The sequence below is a fragment of the Myxococcus llanfairpwllgwyngyllgogerychwyrndrobwllllantysiliogogogochensis genome (assembly GCF_006636215.1).
In the GTDB taxonomy this organism is placed as follows: Bacteria; Myxococcota; Myxococcia; order Myxococcales; family Myxococcaceae; genus Myxococcus; species Myxococcus llanfairpwllgwyngyllgogerychwyrndrobwllllantysiliogogogochensis.
In genome coordinates this window covers 82133-100101 of sequence record NZ_VIFM01000002.1, presented here as the reverse complement: position 1 = coordinate 100101, position 17969 = coordinate 82133, and the positions used below count along the sequence as shown (strand labels likewise).

The window sequence follows — 17969 nt, the reverse complement described above, 5'->3', positions numbered from 1 at the left end:
GCGTTCTCTCTCTGGAATGGGTGGAAGCGGAAGCGAGGTCAGTCGGCGGACTCTTCCTTCGGAGGCTTGGGCTCGGAGGGCGTGCGCTTGGAGAAAAACGCCTCGCGCTGGTGGTAGTAGCCCACCGCGAAGAGGCCCTGCGCGTTGAGGTCGAAGACGCTGGGCAGGAAGTCGGGCTCCACCAGGGCCATCACCTCGGCCTTCGTCCGCTCCAGCCACCTGCCCTCGTCACCCGCCTTGGCGGCATGATGGATGGAGAGCGGCAGCAGTCGGGAGAAGGCCAGCGCGGGCGTGCGCGACGCCGAGGCGAAGTAGCGGTCCCGAATGGTGGAGTTGAGGTCGCTCCCCAGCGCCACGGCCTGCAAGCGCTCCAGCACGGCGAAGAGACGGCCCAGGACGTACGGCTGGAGCCGGTTGTTCTTGTCCAATGACACGGTGACCTCCTGAGGAAAGGCATGACTGCGAATGAGGGTGGCCTTGATGAGCGCGACACGGAGACGGAGTTGCTCGCGCTCCAGCTTCCCGTCAGCAGGGGGAAGCCGGAGCCGGTCCAGGGATGCGGAGAGGAGCTGACGCGGGAACGGATGTCCTCGGAGCGCGGCGCCCATCATCCGGGTGGCGAGGTCCGGTGACAGCCCCTTGCCCGACGGCGCCTCCACGGCCTTGAGCAGTCGCCACACGGGGATGGGCTGGTCCGGCTTCGCCTCGCCCAGGCGCAGGTCATCGAAGTAGCGACGGATGTTCCGCTTCACCTCACCGACGCTCGTCTGGAACCAGTCGCGCACGGCGACGCGGCCTGAGTTTCCCGCGAGCGTCACGGAGTAGAAGTTCCGTTCGTCCAGGTCCCCAGGTTCCAGTCCACGCAAGGGAGCCTCGAGGAAGCGTCGGAGGCCCTCTTCCGTCGGGTCCATCCAGTTGAGCAGCAGGCTCTCCTGCTCCGCGTTGCTGTTCGTCCAGAACGCCAGCACCGAGTCCTCACCGAGCTGGATGCCTTGTCGATAACGGCGCTCCTCCGACCTGCGCAGCAGGTCATTCAGGGCGAGCACGTACCCCAGCGCCGCCTGTTGGGAGATGGGGGCGTTCTCCCCCTGCTCCAGCCCATGGGACTCAAAGGCATCCGCATTGAAGGACACCAGTGAAGCGCCCGCTCCCTGCGTCTGGGGAATGTACTTGAGCTTGGGATGGGTCTCCGCGAGCACCGCGTTCCTGCCACTCACCAGGCACAGTCCCGTGCGCCCCAGCGCCGCCGCCTGCTCGCTTCGCCGCTCCCACCACGCACGGACCTCCGGGAGTTGGTGCACGGGTGTGACGGAATCCCCGACGACGAAGGCGAGCATCTCCGACCCGGTCCATTCGTTTTCGGGCCGCTCCGCGAGCGCCTTCGCGCGCGCCTTCTCATTCGCGAGGAACGCCTCCACCGCGCGCAATTCGGGCACGTCAGTCTGGGCCACGGCCTCCCGCAGCAACTCCAAGAAGGCCGCGAAGCGCACCGCGCCCTTCCCCGCCTTTCCCGCGCGCGCGGAGGGCTCCTCCTCCTTCTCGTGCCCGAGCACGTACTTCGAGTTGTCCACCACGAAGCCCGCCGCGACGTTCACCGAGCGCTGGGGAATGCGCGGAATCAACACGGGCAGCCCCTTCCCGCGCTCATCCTGCGTGGGCACCAACCCCAGGAACTTCCCCTCCGGACTCAGCCGAATCTGGAAGTCCACGGCCTTCGTCTCATAGAGCGGGTCATCGAGGAGCCCACGCTCCCGAGCGAAGTCGTTGAGCGCAGTGAGCATCATGACGGACCTCCATTGCGTTCCAGCACCTGCTCCCACGTCGGCACCTGGAGCACGCCGTGGTCCAGGTACGCATCGAAGAACAGGGGCCGTGTCGCCGCGCCCGCGTCACCGAAGGCGAAGTCGTAGAACATGAGCCCCAACGGTCTGCGCCCCAGCCCCTCTTCCGAGGGACTCAAGTCCTCCCCCGCGGGCTCCACCCGGGCATCGAACTCGCGGCACCCCAGGTACGGCGCATGGAAGAACTGTCCCTTCTCCAATCGCCGCTCGAACATCTCCTCGAACTTGCGGACGTTGTCCTCGGCGCCCACCTTTCCGGGCACCAGGGTGAAGGACGCGGTCATGACGTAGTCCACGTCACGCAGCGCCACCGTGTTGCGTTGCGCGCGGTCCTCGTCCGCCGCGTAGTCGAACTTCCCCACCACCGCTCGGCTGTTCACCTCGTTGCGACGGAAGCTCGTCCACTTCACCGGCGCCAGGACGGCGATTTCATGGAGGTGCCAGCGAATCGCCGGCTTCCATAGGATGGCCTCCAGCACGCCTCTCGCCGCCGAGGGAGTCATGACCTCATAGCTGACCCGCTCGGCCTTCATCTCCGGCCGCGTGAAGCACGCAATGGGCCCGCTGGCACGCACGCGGAACCGTCTGCTCGCTGCTGTCTTCATCCACACCTCCAGAAGTCCATCAACCGGGGATGAGCACTCCCGGGTCGAGAATCCCCACCCGGGTCGGCACCAGGCCGAACTTCTCGTCGTACGCGGGGCCATGCTCCGGCCCGAGAAACACCACGGTGTCCGCGACGAACCGCGCCAGCTCGCGCGACACCCACGCCTCGCGCACCTTGCGCGGCACCGTGACCGTGAAGCGCTGCAAGGCCCGCAAGCGGTCTCGCGAGGGTCCCAGTTTCCGAAGCGCGTCGAGCAGCGGCTCGCAGCCCGCGTAAGGCACGACGACAGGAGCGCTCCACGTGTCCTCCACGAGCTTGAAGTGCTCGGAGACCGCCTCGAAGCGCAGCGCCTTGCGCATGTCCTGGATGCCCTTGCCGTCGCTGACCGCCGTGGCGTAGAGCCGCTCGAAGTAGCGCTTGAAGCTCTCGGGCGCGAACAGGTCCAGGTCCGGCCGCTGCGTCAGCATCGTCCTGGCGACGCCCAGCGCGGTCTGGAGAACTCCACGAGGAGGCTCCGTCTCCGCCTCGAAGACGCGCAGCTCCCCGAGCCCCTCCAACAGGCCCTCGCGGTTGCACCGCCCCGCCGCCTGAGCGAGCGCCTCCAATCCCGCCATGCTCCGGTAGACGACGCGGAAGTCGAGGTCCACTCCCGCCTCCACCAACTGGGTCGCCACCAGTCGCACGGGCTCGCCGCGTTGCTTGAGTGCCTTGATGCGCGCGAGCACCGACGAGCGGTGCTCCGGACACATCAGCGCGGACAGGTGCAACGTCGTCCCAGGGTTCCCCAGCAGGGCCTCCACCTGCTCATAGAGCCCACGCGCATCGTCACGCCTGTGGACCACCGCGAGCACGTCCCGCTCTCGCGCCACGGCTTCGGCCAGCTCGGCGTAGGAGGTCTTCTCCCGTCCCTTGGGCCACTGGACCTTCACGCGGCGCAGGCGCTCGAACGCGCGCACCTCTGGCGGCACCAGCTCCCGAACGGTTGGGAACCCCATCGGAAAATCCGGCCGCCGTCCCAGCGCGGGCTGCGTCGCCGTGCAGATGACCACCGAGCAGCCGTAGTCCTCCACCAGGGTGCCCAGACCATCCAGGATGGTCGTCAGAAGCGCCGGCGGAAGCGTCTGCGCCTCGTCGAGCACGATGACGCTGTGAGCGATGTTGTGCAGCTTGCGGCACGCCGACGGGCGGTTCGCGAAGAGGCTCTCCAGGAGCTGCACGGTGGTGGTGACGACGACCGGCGCATCCCAGTTCTCGCTGGCCACCCGGTTGTGTGCCGTCTCACGCAACGGATCCACTGCGGAGTGGTGCTCGATGACCGCGCTTCCGTGCGCACCGAATGCCTCCCGGTACACGGCGGCGCTCTGCTCGATGATGGACGTATAGGGAATGGCGACGATGACGCGCCGGAGCCCGTGGGCACGGGCGTGCTCCAGCGCGAAGGCCATGGACGCGAGCGTCTTCCCACCGCCCGTGGGCACGGTGAGGCTGAAGACGCCCGGAGGACTCGGCGCCGTCGCGAGCACGGCGGAGAGCACCTCACGACGAACACGGTTCACCTCCGTGTCCGGCGCTCCACTCTGCTTCTTGTCCATGAAGGCGCGCAGCGAGGTGGCGAGCTGCTCCAGCGTCACGCCGACCCGCCGCTCCGTGCCACGGGTGGCATCGAAGAACGCCTCGGTGTCGAGGAAGTCCGCATCACAGAGTGACGAGAAGAGCATCCGCGTCCAGAACTCGAGCCGGTGCGGCGGGAGCTTCAGCAGGGGCGCGACGGACAGCCCCGCCGGAGGCACTCGAAGGTCCTCGGGGATGCCCGGGGTCAGGGCCTCCTGGAGGAGTGCCTTCTTCTCCGGACGTCCGACGCGCTCCTTGAACTTCTCCAGGTCCGACAGGCCCCCATGATGTCCCGCGATGGCCATCGCCACGGGAAGCAGACCGCGGTCCACGCCCAGCGCCCACAACGCCCCGGCGGTCGCATGGTCTCGGTCCGTCGACGCATCCACATTCTCCAGGTGCGCCTCGAAGCCATTCTCCTTCCGGATGCGGAACTGGAAGTGACGTCTGTATTTACCCAGGTCATGCCAGCGCCCTGTCGCGAGCGCTGGCACCTTCATGTCCTCGCGAGGCGCGAACTCCTCGGCGAGACTCCCGACAGCCTCCAGGTGCTCACGCAGGAGATGCGGGCGCATCGTCTCCGTGACATGAGCGAGCGGCTCTGCCGTCATGACGCGCGGCGGTTCATTCTCTGCCATCGCCATCCCCCATGACCTGGCCGAACCTCCCAGGTCATCTCAAGCACCGTACAGCACCAATGACTTATCGTCACCGCGCTGCCCACGGAGCGGTCAATTCCTCACATCTGCCCGAGGTATGACATCACCCTGATGGGTCGTCTCTACTCCCCAGGGGGTATGGACGCGCCATCAGATCACTGCGTCCAGTTCGACTGACGGAGAAGCCACGTCCTCGAGTTCCCCTGCCTGCCCTGCGCCCCAGTCTCCACCGTCCCGCCGGGCCCTTGCCTGCTTGCCCAGACAGACCGGACGCGCGTGACGATATTCCGCCCACGCCGCGGCTCGTCATGAGTCTCGGCTTCAATGGATTCAGAGCGAATCCCGACGCGCGAGGAGGTGTACCGTGCTGAATACCGAACTCGTTGGCGAGCCCCTTCTTCACCTCGAAAGCCGCCGCCTGCTGGCTGAAGCCAGACGGGTCGTCCCGGAGGCTTTCGACTCTCAAGGACGGCTGCTCTCTCCCATCGCGGGCGCGTGGGTCCGTCCGCCTGCCTGGTTCGACGCCATCTCACCCATCGACGGAAAGGTCCTCGCCGAGCTGCCTTTGCTCGACGCCGCCCAGGTCGCCACGGGCGTCGAGAAGGCCGCCGGCGAGTTCATCCCGTGGGCCGCCCACTCCCTCGAGGACCGCAGCCGCGCCGTCATCGCCGCGGTGGACCTGCTCAAGGAGCACCGCGACCTGCTCGTGCGAATCCTCGCGTGGGATATCGGCAAGACACTGCCCACGGCCTACAACGACGTGGACCGGTGTCTCGCGGGCATCGAGTGGTACCTGGAGCAGATGGGCCCGATGCTCGAAAGCCGGCAACCGCTCGGCCTCGTGTCGAACATCGCCTCCTGGAACTATCCCTTCTCCGTGCTGCTGCTCAACGTGCTCGTCCAGACGCTCGCGGGCAACTCGGTCATCGCGAAGATTCCGACGCAAGGGGGCGGTGTCTCGCTCACCGTCGCCTTCGCCCTGCTGCGCCGCGCGAAGCTGCCTGTCTCGCTCGCGGGTGGACGCGGAAGAGACCTCTCCGAATCACTCGTCGGCCACCCGCGCATCGCCGGGGTCGCCTTCATCGGCGGCCGAGCCAACGGCGCCGAGGTCCACCGCCGCCTGCGCGCCACCGACAAGCGCTACGCCCTGGAGATGGAAGGCGTGAATGCCTACGCCGTCACCTCCTTCTCGGACTGGGACAAGCTCGGCCAGCAGATTCGCGCGGGCTTCGACTTCGGCAAGCAACGCTGCACCGCCTACACGCGCTGGGTCGTGGAACAGTCGCTCGTCCCCAAATTCGTGCGGACGTACGTGGACGCCGTGTCCGCGCTCCGCGTCGGCAACCCGCTCCTGGGCGCGCCCGTGGACTTCGGGCCCCTCATCTCGCCGAGCAAGGTCGAGGAGCTGCGCGCCCTCATCACCGACGCGAAGGAGCACGGCACCGCGGTGCTGTTCCAGGGCGAGCTCGCGGACGACGCCTTCACCGCACAGCAGGAGCGAGGCGCCTACCTGCCCCCCACCTTGCTCTTCGGCGTCCATCGCGACAGCGAGCTGTACCTGCGCGAGCCCTTCGGGCCCATCGACGTGTTGATCTCCGTCGACTCCGAGGAGGAGCTGGTCCGGGAGGCCAACGTCTCCAACGGCGCGCTCGTGGCCTCCGTGGCGACGGATGACCCCGACCTCGGCGAGCGCATCGCCGGAAGGCTCCACGCCTTCAAGGTCGGCATCAACAAGCTGCGCTCACGCGGAGACCGCGAGGAGTCCTTCGGCGGAAAGGGCGGCTCCTGGGCCGGCGCCTTCGTCGGCGGCACGCACCTGGTGCGAGCCTTCACCGACGGGCCGCATCCCATCGAAGGCAACTGGCCGGACTGACGTCGCCAGACCCCAGGAAAGACGAAGGGCGAGCCCCCGGGAGTCACTCACCCCGAGGCGCTCGCCCTCGCGTCAACACATCGCGCCCGCGTCAGTCCAGGTTGCGAACGCCCACGTGGACGTGGTCGTCGTGGTCGATGTTCGAGCCCCAGAGCACCTGCACCCGGTACTCCTTGTCTTGGAAGGTGAACGGCTGCTTGTGATACGTGCCGAGCTGGTCGACGGGGAAGCCGTAGGCCTTGGCAATCGCCTCGGCCAGCTTGGTGCCCTTCGTGCCCTCAGCCGGGAAGTCGTAGGCGTACGCGTTCGTCTGCGACGTGTGGTGGTCGGAGGTGGACTTCGAACCAATCGACCCCGTCTTGGTGCGCTTGGTGCTGGAGACGGAGAACCCCATCTCCGTCGCGATGTCCTTGGCCCGCTGCGCCGCCAGCTGCGCGCCGCTCCACGCCTCGCGCATCGCCGGCGTCTCGAGGCGATTGGCCGCCGCCATCAGCCCCTGGGTGCTCAGGGTTCCCGTGAACGAGGTCGGCTGTCCCAGCGGGTTGGCGGACAACACCGAGGCCGCGGTGAAGCCCGGCGGCTGCCCCGCAACCACCTGCTGCGAGATGGGCGTGGGCGAGAGCATCGACAGCTGGGGGTTGATGTCCACCGGGGCCGCCGGGGGCGCCGCCGTGAAGGCATCCACCTTCAGGGAGGCCTGGACCGCCTGAGCCGCCGCCGCGGCCTTCGCTGCTTCCGCCTTCGCCGCTTCCGCCTTCGCGGCCTCGGCCTTCGCCGCATCCGCCTTCGCCGCATCCGCGCGAGCGGACTCGGTCGATTCGGACCGGGTGGAGGACTCAGACCTGCTGGCGCTGTCTGCGCCCCTGCTGCCGCTCGAACTACCACTCACGCTGGACATGTGCGGACCTCGGTCAAAACACGGGAATCGCCCCTGTCGATTATCACGCGACAAACCTGGAAGTTGCCCCCAGCCCTCCAAGTGGGGACGAATGCCAGCCGCGCCCTCGAGGAAGCGTGCTTGAGACATGTCTGTTTCTCATCCCTCGCGAATCCGCCCGTGACACGCCACGGGGGTGGGACGGCGCGGACCCCAGCCGTGTCCCTGACTCAGCGCGAGGTGTTCAGTCGTACGTAGTGCGGACGCTCTGCCCGCACGCCATTGCCAGTCCTTGACGCGGCGCGGTTAAGTTGCCGGCCATGAACCGCGAATACCACCGCTGGCACAGCGAGCGCCTGCATCGGGACATGGAGTTGCTGCTCTTCGGCCACTCCGGGGAACCGGTGCTGCTGCTCCCCACCAGTCGGGGGCGCTTCTACCAGGCCGAGGACTTCGGCCTCATCGGCGCCATCGCCGACCGCATCCAGTCCGGCCGCTACGTCGTCGTGTGCCCGGACTCGGTGGACGAGGAGTCGTGGTTCAACAAGTCCATCCATCCCCATGACCGCATCGCCCGCCACCAGGAGTGGGAGGCATATCTCTTGAACGAGGTGGTGCCTCTGCTCTTGAGTCGGAGCACGGGAGGCCGGCTCACCCTGGCCGGGTGCAGCTTCGGCGGCTTCCACACGTACAACGTGGGCCTGCGCCACCCGGACGTCTTCCGCCGGCTCATCTCCATGGGCGGCAAGTTCGAGACGGACGAGTTCCTCGACGGCCACCACGACCCGGACGTCTACTACCACTCCGCCACGCAGTGGCTGCCCAACGTCACCGACGGCAACCAGCTCTCCGCGCTCCAGCGCGTGGAGATGGTGCTCGCGGTGGGCGAGCACGACTTCTGCCGAGGCTCCAACGAGCACCTCTCCAGCCTGCTCTGGAAGAAGGACCTGGCCCACCAGCTCGCCATCTGGCAGGGCGGCAATCACGACTGGCCCGTGTGGCGGGAGATGATTCAGCAGTACCTGCCCTGGTAGCCGCGGAGCCCCAGGGGCCCGGGCCCGCTCAGGACTCGAGCGGGCGCAGCGTGCCGGCGCTCACGCGGTTGAAGCGCCAGAGCAGCGAGAGGGCCACCGCGATGAGGCCCGCGCACAGGCCCCACCAGATGCCCACCACGCCCAGCCCCAGCTTGAAGCCCAGGAGCCAGGTGAGCGGCAGGCCGATGGCGTAGTGCCCCACCATGTTGGCCAGGAAGGTGAAGCGCGTGTCCCCGGCCCCGCGCAGCACGCCCGCGCCCACGCCCTGCACGCCGTCGAACACCTGGAAGATGGCGCTCACCATCAGCAGGGGCACCACCAGCGGCAGCACGTCGTCCGGCGCGCCCGCCAGCTTCGCCAGCGCCGTGGGGAACAGGGCGAACACCAGGGCGCCCACCGCCATGAAGCCCGCGCCTCCCGCGAAGGCCATGAAGCCGCTCAGCCGCGCCCTGGGCGTGTCATGCGCGCCCACCGCCCAGCCCACCCGGACGCTGCCGGCGTTGCCGATGCCCATGGCCACCGTGAAGGTGACGCTCGAAAAAGCGATGGCGATTTGATGCGCGCCCACGCTGGCCGGCCCCAGCCCCGCGGCCAGCACGCCGGCCAGGGCGAAGACTCCAATCTCCGCGGCGATGTGCAGGCCAATGGGCACGCCCACCCGGGCCGCCTGCGCCAGGTCTCGCCACACCGGCAGGCGCGTGGGCCTCGGGCCGCTCTCCGCGGGCAACCTCGACACCGCGTACACCACCACGCCCATCTGCAACAACGTGCACAGCGACGTCGCCAGCGCCGAGCCCGCCACACCCATCGCGGGCACCGCGCGCAGCGGCCCGAAGTACTCCGGCAGCCCCGCGCCACCAAACACCAGCAGGATGTCCGCGAACAGGTTCAGGACGTTGGCGAGCACCGTCGCCACCACCAGGGGCCGCGTGAAGGCGGTGGACTGGAGGTAGGAGCGCATCGTCAGGAAGGCCAGCATCAAAGGCATGCTCGGCGCGCGCCACAGCAGGTAGTCCCAGGCGCCGTCGATTTCCGTCGCGCCAATGCCCGCCAGTGGCAACAGCAACGGCGTCAACAACAGCAATCCGCTCAACAGCAGTCCGGCGAACAGGGACATCCATCCGCCTTGCCAGAGCAGCGCCCGCGCCCGCGCCATGGCCCGGCCACCCACCGCCTGGGACAGCAGCGGGTCAAAGCCCATCATCAGGCCCATGCCGAAGCCGCTCATGGCGAAGAACAGGCCATTGCCCAGCCCCACCGAGGCCAGCGCGGAGGTGCCGGCCCGACCCACCACGAGCGTGTCCACCAGGCCCATGAGTGACTGGCCGCCCTGGGCGATGGCGATGGGCACGGCGAGCCGGGTCAGCGCGCGAAACTCCGCGACGATGAGCCCCCGACGGGTTTGCGGCGGCTGAGACGGAGCGGAAGGTGCGACGGCGGTGGACATGACGGCCCGGCCTATAGCGCCTTCCGAAGTGGAATGCGCCAATCGCGAGGGACGCCTCTTTGCCCGCCCACCTGACCTGCCCGGGCGGTGGACCGTCTCCTGAAAAAGACAGGGGCCCCCGGACATCCACTGTCCCGAGGGCCCCGACCCATCACGTCATGTCACGCCCGCGTCGGCGCGGGTGCGACTTCAGCGCACGGGCGGCTGGAACACCGTGGTGGCCACCGGCGTCTGGAGCGAGCCCACCTTCGACGCGCGGATGCCGGCGTCGGTGATGGCGTACACGTAGTCGTCCGCCATGACGCTGCGGCGCACGGAGGGCGACCAGTACCAGCTCCACTGGGGCTCGTTGAAGCGCTGGTACACGTCCTTCATTGACAGCGCGCCCACCGGCGTGAAGCCCGTGGCCGTGTCCACGCGGAACACGCGCAGCTCGCTCGTGAAGCCCGTCCAGTAGTCGTACCCGTTGTTGTAGTTCCAGTCCGTGAAGGGCAGGGCCAGCAGGCCCTTGGCGGGGAAGAAGTTGAACGCCTTGTGGTCGCCCTGCGCGTCGCTGTAGCTGCTCGTCCCGCCCATCCGATGCGTGAAGGCCTCCTTCGGGTGGGCCAGATCCGTCACGTCGAACAGCGACAGCTTCAGCGCGCGGCTGGTCCAGGTCCCGTCCTCGGCTCGGTCCTCTCCGAAGGTGAGCAGGTGCGTGTCACCCAGCGGGTGGATGTACGTGGAGAAGCCCGGAATCTTCAGCTCGCCCACCTTGCGCGGGTGCGCCGGGTCACTCAGGTCGAAGGTGAAGAGCGGGTCCGTCTGGCGGAAGGTGACGACGTAGCCCTTCTTGCCCACGAAGCGCGCGCTGAAGATGCGCTCGCCCGCCGCCAGGTCCTCGCTGCGACCCAGCTCCTGGAGGTGTCCGCCCTCGGCGCCGAACGTGACGACGCGGCTGTGGGTCTCCATCGAGTTGGGGACGGACACGCCGTCATTGCCATTGTTGGTGGGGTCGGCGACGCGCCAGGTGCTCACCGTGGTGGCCACGCGTAGCACGCCCTCGTGCTCGTCCATGGCGAACTGGTTCACCAGGCTGCCCTCCAGCGTGCCGCTGCCCGCGTACGTCGCGCGGTTCGGCTCGCTGAGGTCGAACTTGTGCAGGTACGTGTGGTCGGACTGGTTCGCCTCCGGCCACCACCACCAGTGCGACGCCGCCAGGTAGAGCGCCTCCGTGGACGCGTACACCGTGCCGGGCGCCGACACGATACTGGTGCGGCCCAGGGGAGCCGCGCCCTCCGCGGCGTCCAGGTCCAGCGACAGCACCGTCACGAAGCCCAGCCCGGTGGGCGCGTTGGAGCGGTAGAAGTCCCCGCACGACACGGGCAGCGGCGTGACGGTTCCATCCTCGGCCACGTGCTTGCCCGGAGCCACCCAGTCCGCCAGCGTCTGCGCCCGGATGAGCTGCTCGTTCTTCACGAGGAGCGCGTCGATGGCCTCGTTCATCTGCTTCTTGCTGCGCTCCAGCGACGACGAGTACTCGGGATAGAAGCGCACGTCCGCCGGCCAGCGGAAGTCGTCCGACAGCACCAGCCGCACCGCGCCGTCCATGCGACGGGCGCTGAGGTACGAACCCGGCAGGAACACCTGCTGCTTCACCTGGGGCGAGGACAGGTTGGACACGTCCACCACCGTCACCTTCAGCGTGTCGCCCCCCATGTAGCCGCACCGGAAGCCCGCGCAGTCCATGACGGGCGCGCCCGTGAGCAAGCCGCCCCACACCGTGGGACGTCCCGGACGGTCGTCATCCACCTGCGAGGTGATGACCAGCCGCTTGCGCTCCTTGTCGTAGAGCATCTCCCGGGGCCAGCCCTGGATTTCCATCGACGAGGCCAGGGTGAGCTGCTCCGCGGGCCAGGAGCGGTGCAGGTACAGCCGGGGTCCGGACAGCACGAAGATGTGCGTGCCGTCGTTCTGCACGAAGTCCGCCTCGTGCACGCCCGCCACCTGGTTGTTGGTGCCCGTGTAGTCATCCGGCCCGCGCGGCGAGCCGCCTCCCGAGCTGGCGTCGCCTTCCGTGGGGGCGTCCGCCCTGGGCGGCATCGAGCCGTCACCGAACAGCCAGCCGCCATTGCGAGGCCGCATCTGCTCCAGCGACGCGCGCATCCTCCGGGTCGCCGTGTCCTCGATGTACTGCTCCAGCGGAGCACAGTCCTCGAAGGACTCCAGCCGGGCCTGCTGCTGCACCGGTTCGTTCTCTACCTTCGGGTACTCCGGGTCATCCCCGCAGCCCACCGCCGCCACCGCCGCCAGTCCCACCCACCCGTAGCGCTTCCATTGCCGCATGAGGCTCCTCCCTGTTCGCGTCTTGGCCCCATCCGGCGCGCGAGCTGGCTCGTCCAGCCCCGCCACGTCCAGATGGCTCAACGGTCCGGGCGCGCTCTTGCCACCGTCATGCCAGCACCGGGCAGACAGAGGACTCCGGGATTTCCAGGGGGTTGCGGGAGACAGTGCCTCTCAGAAACCTGAGGAGCGAGGAGTCCCCGAGGGGGAAAAACCGTGGGTCCTGGGCACGAAGCGGACGAACTGCTGCGTCAGCGCCGGGTCCATGCGCTCCAGTCGCAGGCCCATGCCGGCCGGAGCACGGAAGGGGCCCGGGGTGCGCGGCGGGTTGGACCAGACAACAGTGGCCTCGGCCGAGCAGGGCGTGCGCTGCCCGGCGAGCAGCACCTTCAGCGTCAGCCGGGTGCCCTCGCGCGCGGGGGTGAGGGTGCGCACGAAGAGGGCGTCGGGGCTGGCGTCGTGGCTGAAGCCCGTCAACGTCGCGCCACCGCCCACCGGGGCGAACTCCACCACGGTGAAGAAGGGCACGCGCTCCGCGGCGCGCAGCGGCACGCGCTCCGGGACGAGCCGCGACAGCACCCGTCCCAGGAGTTCATCCGCGCCCAGGTGCCGCTTCTCCAACAGCGGCGCCCCGGCGAGCACCTGCGCGCGGGCCAGCACGTCCGCGGACTCCTCCGCGCGCGACAAGAGCACCAGCGGCTTCTTCGGGTTCGCCTCGCGCAGTTTCGTGGCCAGGGCCAGCGTCTCGCGCGGCGCTCGCGAGACATCCACGAGGAAGCCGTCGAGCAGGGCCGCGTGCTCGCTCGCGAGCTTCTCCGCGTCCACCGCGTCGCGCGCATAGAGGACGTGCAGGCCCTCCTGCTCCAGCGCGCCGCCCAGGAAGGTGTGCAGGAAGCGCCCGCCCTCCACGAGCAGCATGCGGCGGCCCTTGGGAGGACCTTCCTTCGCGCGCTCGCGGGCGCCGCGCACGGCCACCAGCTTCGCCTGGAGGGCCTCCAGCGCCACGGGCTTGGGCAGGAAGTCGTCCGCGCCCGCGCGCCAGCAGTGCATGACCTCATGCGGCTCGCCGGCGGAGGTGAACATGATGACGGGCACGTTGCGGCCGGCCGGGTGCGCCTTCACCGCGCGGCACACCTCGTCGCCCTGCATGCGCTCCATGCGCAGGTCCATCAGGATGAGCATGGGCGCGCGGCGCGCGAGCTCCGACAGGCACGCCTCGCCGCCATCCAGCGTCACCGGCTCACAGCCGAGCCGGGCCAGGTGCAACCTCACCACCTCGCGAGCCGTGCGCGAGTCATCCACCACGAACACGGCCTCGCGCGTGGTGGAGGTGGGCGCATTCATGGTCAGGCGCGCGGCTCCTGCTTGCCGGACAACAGCTGCGTGAGCTGACGGGCAATGGCGGCGCACTTCGCCGCGTCCTTGCTGTCCAGCGCGGAGCGCCCGCCGTCGAGCAGTCGCTGCACCGTGCCCACCGCGGCGTCGGCCTCCGGGCTGGGGTTCTCCTGCGCGCTCTTCTGGAGCATCCGCGCCAGCTTCTCGCCGCGCTCCAGCAGTTTGCGGAACAGCTCCTCCGCGCGCTTCGCGTCCACCACGCCCTGCGACTTCGCGTAGTTCGCCTGCTCCGCGCCCAGCTTCTCCGCCTCGCCGTGCGGCAGACCCGCGCGGGCCTCCAGGCGCACCGTCTCCATGTTGCCGGTGGTCAGGTCGGTGGCCTTCACGGACAGAATCGCCTCGCCGGACAGCTCGAAGACGACCTCCAGCGGCACGTCACCGCGCGCGGCCACGTGCAGGTTCTTGAGCACCACCTCGCCCAGCTTGTGGTTCTCGTCCTGGAACTCGCTCTCGCCCTGGTACACGGGGATGCGCGCCTCGGCCTGGCCGGACGTCCCGGGGAAGAAGATGTCGCGCGCGACGACGGGCACGCCCGTGTTCTTCGCGATGAGCCGCTTCACGCGTCCGCCCAGCACGCCCACGCCCAGGCTCTGGCTGGCCACGTCCAACAGCAGGGCCTGACCCGACTGACGCAACAGTTCGTCCGCCTGCACCGCCGCGCCCAGCGCCACGGCCTCGTCCGGGTGCACGTCCGTGGACGGCGCGCGGCCGAAGAAATCCGCCACCAGCCGGCGCACCAGCGGCACGCGCGTCATGCCACCCACCAGCAGCACCACGTCCACCGAGCGCGGGTTCATCTTCGCTTCATGCATCACGCCCTGACACACCTCCAGGCAGCGGCGCGACAGCGGCTCCGATAGCGTCTCGAAGAAGGAGCGCGTGAGCACCGTCTCCAGCTCCGTGCGCCGGCCTCCCGTGGAATGGTCGCCCAGCCCCGACACGGAGACAGTCGCCTCCTCGTGCTCGGTCAGCTCGCGCTTGGCCGCCTCCGCAGCGACCTTCAGGCGCCGCAGGCTCTGCGCATCCTGGGACACGACATGGCGGAGCTCGTCGTCCACCTGCGCGAGCAGCCATTGGACGATGCGTTGATCAAAGTCCTCGCCACCCAGGCGAGGGTCGCCGCCGGTGGCGCGCACCTCGAAGACGCCGGACTTCACGTCGAGGATGGAGACATCGAACGTGCCGCCGCCCAAATCAAACACCAGCGCGCTGCCCTCGAAGCCGCGCGACAGGCCGTACGCGAGCGCCGCCGCGGTCGGCTCGTTCACCAGCCGCACCACATCCAGCCCGGCGATGGAGGCCGCTTCCCGCGTGGCCTGGCGCTGGTTGTCGTCGAAGTTGGCGGGGACGGTGATGACACACTTGGTGACGGTGCGGCCGAAGTGCGCCTGCGCATCGAGCGCCAGCTCCCCCAGAATCATCGCGGAGACCTGGGTGACGGGCAGCACGCGCCCGGCCAGCTTCACGCGAACGTCTCCGGAGGGACCGGCGACCAGTGGATATGGAACGAGGGCCTTTGCTTGTTGCACCAATTCCGGCGTGTAGCGCCGGCCAAGGAAGCGCTTCGTGGCCCAGACAACGGAGTCGGGATGCTCCTCCGCGAGCGCTTGGGCTTGCTGCCCCACGACGCGCTCGCCGGCCTTCGTCACACCGAGCACGGAAGGCGTGAGGCGGCCTCCCGCGCGCGAGGGGATCAGGCGCGGTCGGCCGTCCTCCACGGTGGCGACGGCGCTGTTGGTGGTACCCAGGTCGATGCCGATGACGGGGTCGTGCATGGGGGCGGTCGGGACCCCACGGTACGGGTCTTGCCGCCTCCTCGCCAAGCCCCCTCTCGTCAGACCTGCCCTCCGCGCGTCGCTTCCCTGTCCGGCCAGGCACGTTGGCCGCGGAGGTGGACGCCCCTGGAGCACCATGCTAAGGGCGCGACCGCCATGGTGAACGTGTCCATTGCCCGCCGCTACGCCCGTGCCCTCCTCGACGTCTCGTCGGAGGTGGGCCGCATTGATGCCGTCGCCGAGCAGCTCTCCTCCTTCGCGGATATCTTCGCGAAGAACCCGGAGATGACGGACGTGCTCCACAACCCCATCTACTCCCGCGCGCAGCGAGCGCAGGTGGTGGAAGGGGTCATGAAGCTGGTCCCCAACCTGGAGCCGGTGCTGGCCAACACCCTGCGGCTGCTGGTGGACCGCAACCGCCTGCCCTACGTCGCCGACATCGCCCGCGTCTTCCGCGACATGGCCGACAGCCGGGCCGGACGCGTGCGCGGCAACGTCACCACCGCCGCCACCCTTCCCGCCGACACCCTGGCCGCGCTCCGCCAGTCGCTCCAGCAGATCACCCAGCGCGACGTCATCCTGGAGACGCGCGTGGACCCCAGCCTCCTCGGTGGCGTGTCCGCCCAGGTGGGCAGCATCCTCTACGACGGCAGCCTCCGCACCCAGTTGGAGGAGATGCGCCGCGAGTTGAAGCAGCACTAAGAGTACGGCCGCCGTCTGGCGGCCCACTCCGCAGGTCGTCCCTGCACCCCGCAGTCCGGGGCAAACCGGCATTTCCCGTTGCCCCTGGAGAGAGGTATACTCGGGGGAACGCGGGGTAACCCCGGGTTTTCTGGACGACCTCAACATGCCGCAGTCCCTGCTTCACCCCCTCCCCGGTGGCCCGCTCTTCGCGGTCGCCCCCGAAGAGGCCTGGCCCTTCCTTGGCGCGGTACTGAACGCGACGGGTTGTGGCATCGCCCTGTTGGACAGGGAGCTGCGGACCGTGTGGGTGAATGGCGCGCTGGCGTCGCTTTCCGGCATGGAGATGCGGGCCCACCTGGGGCGCCCTCTCGTCGACCTGTGGCCCAAGCTGGCGGTGTCCCTGGCCCCCCTGCTGTCTCGCGCGCTTTCTGGTGAGAGCGTGGTGGAGGCGCCGGTGACGGGGGTGCTGTCGTCGACGAGTGGAGAGCGCAGCCTGCGCGTGGCGCTGTCCCCGGCGCACCAGGCCGGCGTGCTCACGGGCGTGGTGATGTGGATGCGCGACGACACGGCGCGGACGCACGAGGAGGCCCGGCTTCGGGAGCGCGAATCGCACATGCGCAGCCTCGCGGACGTGGCCTGCGACGGGCACTTCCTGCATGAGAACGGCGTCGTCCTGGACGCCAACCGCGCGCTGGCCCACCTCCTGGGACACGACTCGCCCCGGGATTTGATCGGCCACCACCTCATCGAGTGGGTGTCCCCCGAATACCGCCCCGCCGTCATGTCCGCCGTCGCCCGGGGGGTGGAGACGCCCTACGAGGTGATGTGCGTGCGCCGGGACGGCCAGCGCATTCCCCTGGAGGTGCTGGGCAAGCACGTCCTGTGGGAAGGCCGGCAGGTGCGACTCGCCGCCATCTGGGACATCAGCGGCCGCAAGGCGGCGGAGGAGCGGACGGAGCGCACCGAGCACTTCCGGGAGCAGCTGCTGGGCGTGGTGGGCAATGACTTGCGGACGCCCCTGCAGACCATCCAGATGGGCACCGGCGCCCTGCAGCGGCTGGGAGGAATGGAAGAGCCCCAGCAGCGACTGGTGGGCCACATGGCCCAGGCGGCCCGGCGGATGGAGCGGATGATCCACGAGCTGCTGGACTTCACCCGGGCCCGGCTGGCCGGCGGGCTGCCGGTGCGCCCGGAGTCGCTGATGCTGGACCGGCTGGTGGAGCGGGTGCTGGACGAGCGGCGACAGGCCCACCCCGGCCGCACCCTGCTGATGGAGACGCAGGGGGATTTGCGCGGCCACTGGGACGAGGCGCGGCTGACGCAGTTGGCGGACACGCTGCTGGGCAGCGTCCTGCAACACAGCACGGACACCACGCCGGTGTGGTTGAAGCTGGTGGGCTCGGTGGGAGGCGTGACGCTCTCCATCCGCAATGACTCGCTGACGGTGCCGGTGGAGGAGCACGCCACCCTCTTCGAGCCCTTCCGACGGGGCCGCCCCGCCAGCGCGGAGGGCCTGGGCCTGGGGCTCTACATCGCCCGCCAGGTGGCCGTGGCCCATGGGGGACGCCTCACGGTGGAGTCCTCCCAGGGTGGAACCCGCTTCGTCGTCTGGCTGCCCCGCGAGCCTCCCGGCCGCTGACGGCCACACGTGCCTGGAGGGGCTGTGCTCCCTCGCTCGCCGGGCACCGGGGCACCGTCGCTTACCGGGTTGATAATGCCCCGAGAGCCCCGAATGTCGTGCGCATTGCAGTGGGTAGGGGTGCGTGGTAAGGGGCCCCGACTTCTAGCTTTCGGCGGACCCGAACCGACCCGGCCCGCCCCCTGTTCGAGGACGCAAAACGCCC

General features: G+C 69.2%; 12 protein-coding genes. 4 read left to right on the top strand and 8 right to left on the bottom strand.

Annotation, left to right across the window (positions count from 1 at the left end; all coding sequences use genetic code 11):
• Positions 1-38 precede the first annotated feature (38 nt).
• From cas8c to cas3, 3 genes are read right to left on the bottom strand one after another with little or no spacing between them, the layout of a single operon-like run.
• Positions 39-1784, bottom strand: a complete 1746-nt coding sequence (gene cas8c / locus FJV41_RS00885; RefSeq protein ID WP_141640448.1) for a type I-C CRISPR-associated protein Cas8c/Csd1 — start codon at positions 1782-1784, stop codon at positions 39-41.
• Positions 1781-2446, bottom strand: coding sequence for a type I-C CRISPR-associated protein Cas5c (cas5c, locus tag FJV41_RS00880; RefSeq protein ID WP_181790307.1), 666 nt, complete (start codon positions 2444-2446; stop codon positions 1781-1783). The genes cas8c and cas5c overlap by 4 nt, the downstream gene beginning before the upstream one ends.
• Positions 2447-2465: 19 nt before the next feature.
• On the bottom strand, positions 2466-4697 hold the full coding sequence (gene cas3, locus FJV41_RS00875) for a CRISPR-associated helicase Cas3' (RefSeq protein ID WP_141640446.1): 2232 nt from the start codon (positions 4695-4697) through the stop codon (positions 2466-2468).
• A gap of 385 nt (positions 4698-5082) precedes the next feature.
• On the opposite strand from cas3, the gene FJV41_RS00870 reads away from it, so the two are divergent.
• Complete coding sequence (locus tag FJV41_RS00870; RefSeq protein WP_141640445.1) at positions 5083-6591, top strand: aldehyde dehydrogenase family protein; 1509 nt, start codon at positions 5083-5085, stop codon at positions 6589-6591.
• A 91-nt stretch (positions 6592-6682) separates the two neighbouring features.
• Here FJV41_RS00870 and FJV41_RS51995 read toward each other — a convergent pair whose 3' ends face one another.
• Positions 6683-7489: a hypothetical protein gene (locus FJV41_RS51995; RefSeq protein WP_181790305.1), complete on the bottom strand. Its 807-nt coding sequence runs from the start codon at positions 7487-7489 to the stop codon at positions 6683-6685.
• A gap of 299 nt (positions 7490-7788) precedes the next feature.
• On the opposite strand from FJV41_RS51995, the gene FJV41_RS00860 reads away from it, so the two are divergent.
• Positions 7789-8502 carry an esterase family protein gene (locus tag FJV41_RS00860; RefSeq protein WP_141640444.1) on the top strand — a complete coding sequence of 238 codons (714 nt, stop codon included), beginning with the start codon at positions 7789-7791 and terminating at the stop codon, positions 8500-8502.
• 28 nt (positions 8503-8530) lie between these two features.
• Here FJV41_RS00860 and FJV41_RS00855 read toward each other — a convergent pair whose 3' ends face one another.
• From FJV41_RS00855 to FJV41_RS00840, 4 genes are all read right to left on the bottom strand, one after another.
• Entirely contained in the window at positions 8531-9949 is a 1419-nt protein-coding gene (locus tag FJV41_RS00855) for an MATE family efflux transporter (protein WP_141640443.1), read from the bottom strand.
• A 189-nt stretch (positions 9950-10138) separates the two neighbouring features.
• The gene (locus FJV41_RS00850) at positions 10139-12274 is read right to left on the bottom strand and encodes a beta-propeller domain-containing protein (RefSeq protein ID WP_181790303.1); all 2136 of its coding nucleotides are present in this window, start codon (positions 12272-12274) and stop codon (positions 10139-10141) included.
• Between the two features lie 171 nt (positions 12275-12445).
• Positions 12446-13615, bottom strand: a complete 1170-nt coding sequence (locus FJV41_RS00845; RefSeq protein ID WP_141640441.1) for a TIGR02266 family protein — start codon at positions 13613-13615, stop codon at positions 12446-12448.
• Between the two features lie 2 nt (positions 13616-13617).
• Positions 13618-15441 (bottom strand): Hsp70 family protein, encoded by a 1824-nt coding sequence (locus FJV41_RS00840; RefSeq protein ID WP_141640440.1) that lies wholly within the window; start codon positions 15439-15441, stop codon positions 13618-13620.
• 156 nt (positions 15442-15597) lie between these two features.
• Between FJV41_RS00840 and atpH the strand changes: the two genes are divergently transcribed.
• Together atpH and FJV41_RS00830 are read left to right on the top strand one after the other, a co-directional pair.
• Complete coding sequence (atpH, locus tag FJV41_RS00835) at positions 15598-16143, top strand: ATP synthase F1 subunit delta (RefSeq protein ID WP_141640439.1); 546 nt, start codon at positions 15598-15600, stop codon at positions 16141-16143.
• 145 nt (positions 16144-16288) lie between these two features.
• Entirely contained in the window at positions 16289-17764 is a 1476-nt protein-coding gene (locus FJV41_RS00830) for a PAS domain-containing sensor histidine kinase (protein WP_141640438.1), read from the top strand.
• The last annotated feature ends 205 nt before the right edge of the window (positions 17765-17969 follow it).

Excerpts from the sequence above, each read along its gene's own strand:
- cas8c (WP_141640448.1), bottom strand. The coding sequence starts at position 1,784 with ATGATGCTCACTGCGCTCAACGACTTCGCTCGGGAGCGTGGGCTCCTC.
- cas5c (WP_181790307.1), bottom strand. The coding sequence starts at position 2,446 with ATGAAGACAGCAGCGAGCAGACGGTTCCGCGTGCGTGCCAGCGGGCCC.
- cas3 (WP_141640446.1), bottom strand. The coding sequence starts at position 4,697 with ATGGCAGAGAATGAACCGCCGCGCGTCATGACGGCAGAGCCGCTCGCT.
- FJV41_RS51995 (WP_181790305.1), bottom strand. The coding sequence starts at position 7,489 with ATGTCCAGCGTGAGTGGTAGTTCGAGCGGCAGCAGGGGCGCAGACAGC.
- FJV41_RS00860 (WP_141640444.1), top strand. The coding sequence starts at position 7,789 with ATGAACCGCGAATACCACCGCTGGCACAGCGAGCGCCTGCATCGGGAC.
- FJV41_RS00855 (WP_141640443.1), bottom strand. The coding sequence starts at position 9,949 with ATGTCCACCGCCGTCGCACCTTCCGCTCCGTCTCAGCCGCCGCAAACC.
- FJV41_RS00850 (WP_181790303.1), bottom strand. The coding sequence starts at position 12,274 with ATGCGGCAATGGAAGCGCTACGGGTGGGTGGGACTGGCGGCGGTGGCG.
- FJV41_RS00845 (WP_141640441.1), bottom strand. The coding sequence starts at position 13,615 with ATGAATGCGCCCACCTCCACCACGCGCGAGGCCGTGTTCGTGGTGGAT.
- FJV41_RS00840 (WP_141640440.1), bottom strand. The coding sequence starts at position 15,441 with ATGCACGACCCCGTCATCGGCATCGACCTGGGTACCACCAACAGCGCC.
- atpH (WP_141640439.1), top strand. The coding sequence starts at position 15,598 with ATGGTGAACGTGTCCATTGCCCGCCGCTACGCCCGTGCCCTCCTCGAC.
- FJV41_RS00830 (WP_141640438.1), top strand. The coding sequence starts at position 16,289 with ATGCCGCAGTCCCTGCTTCACCCCCTCCCCGGTGGCCCGCTCTTCGCG.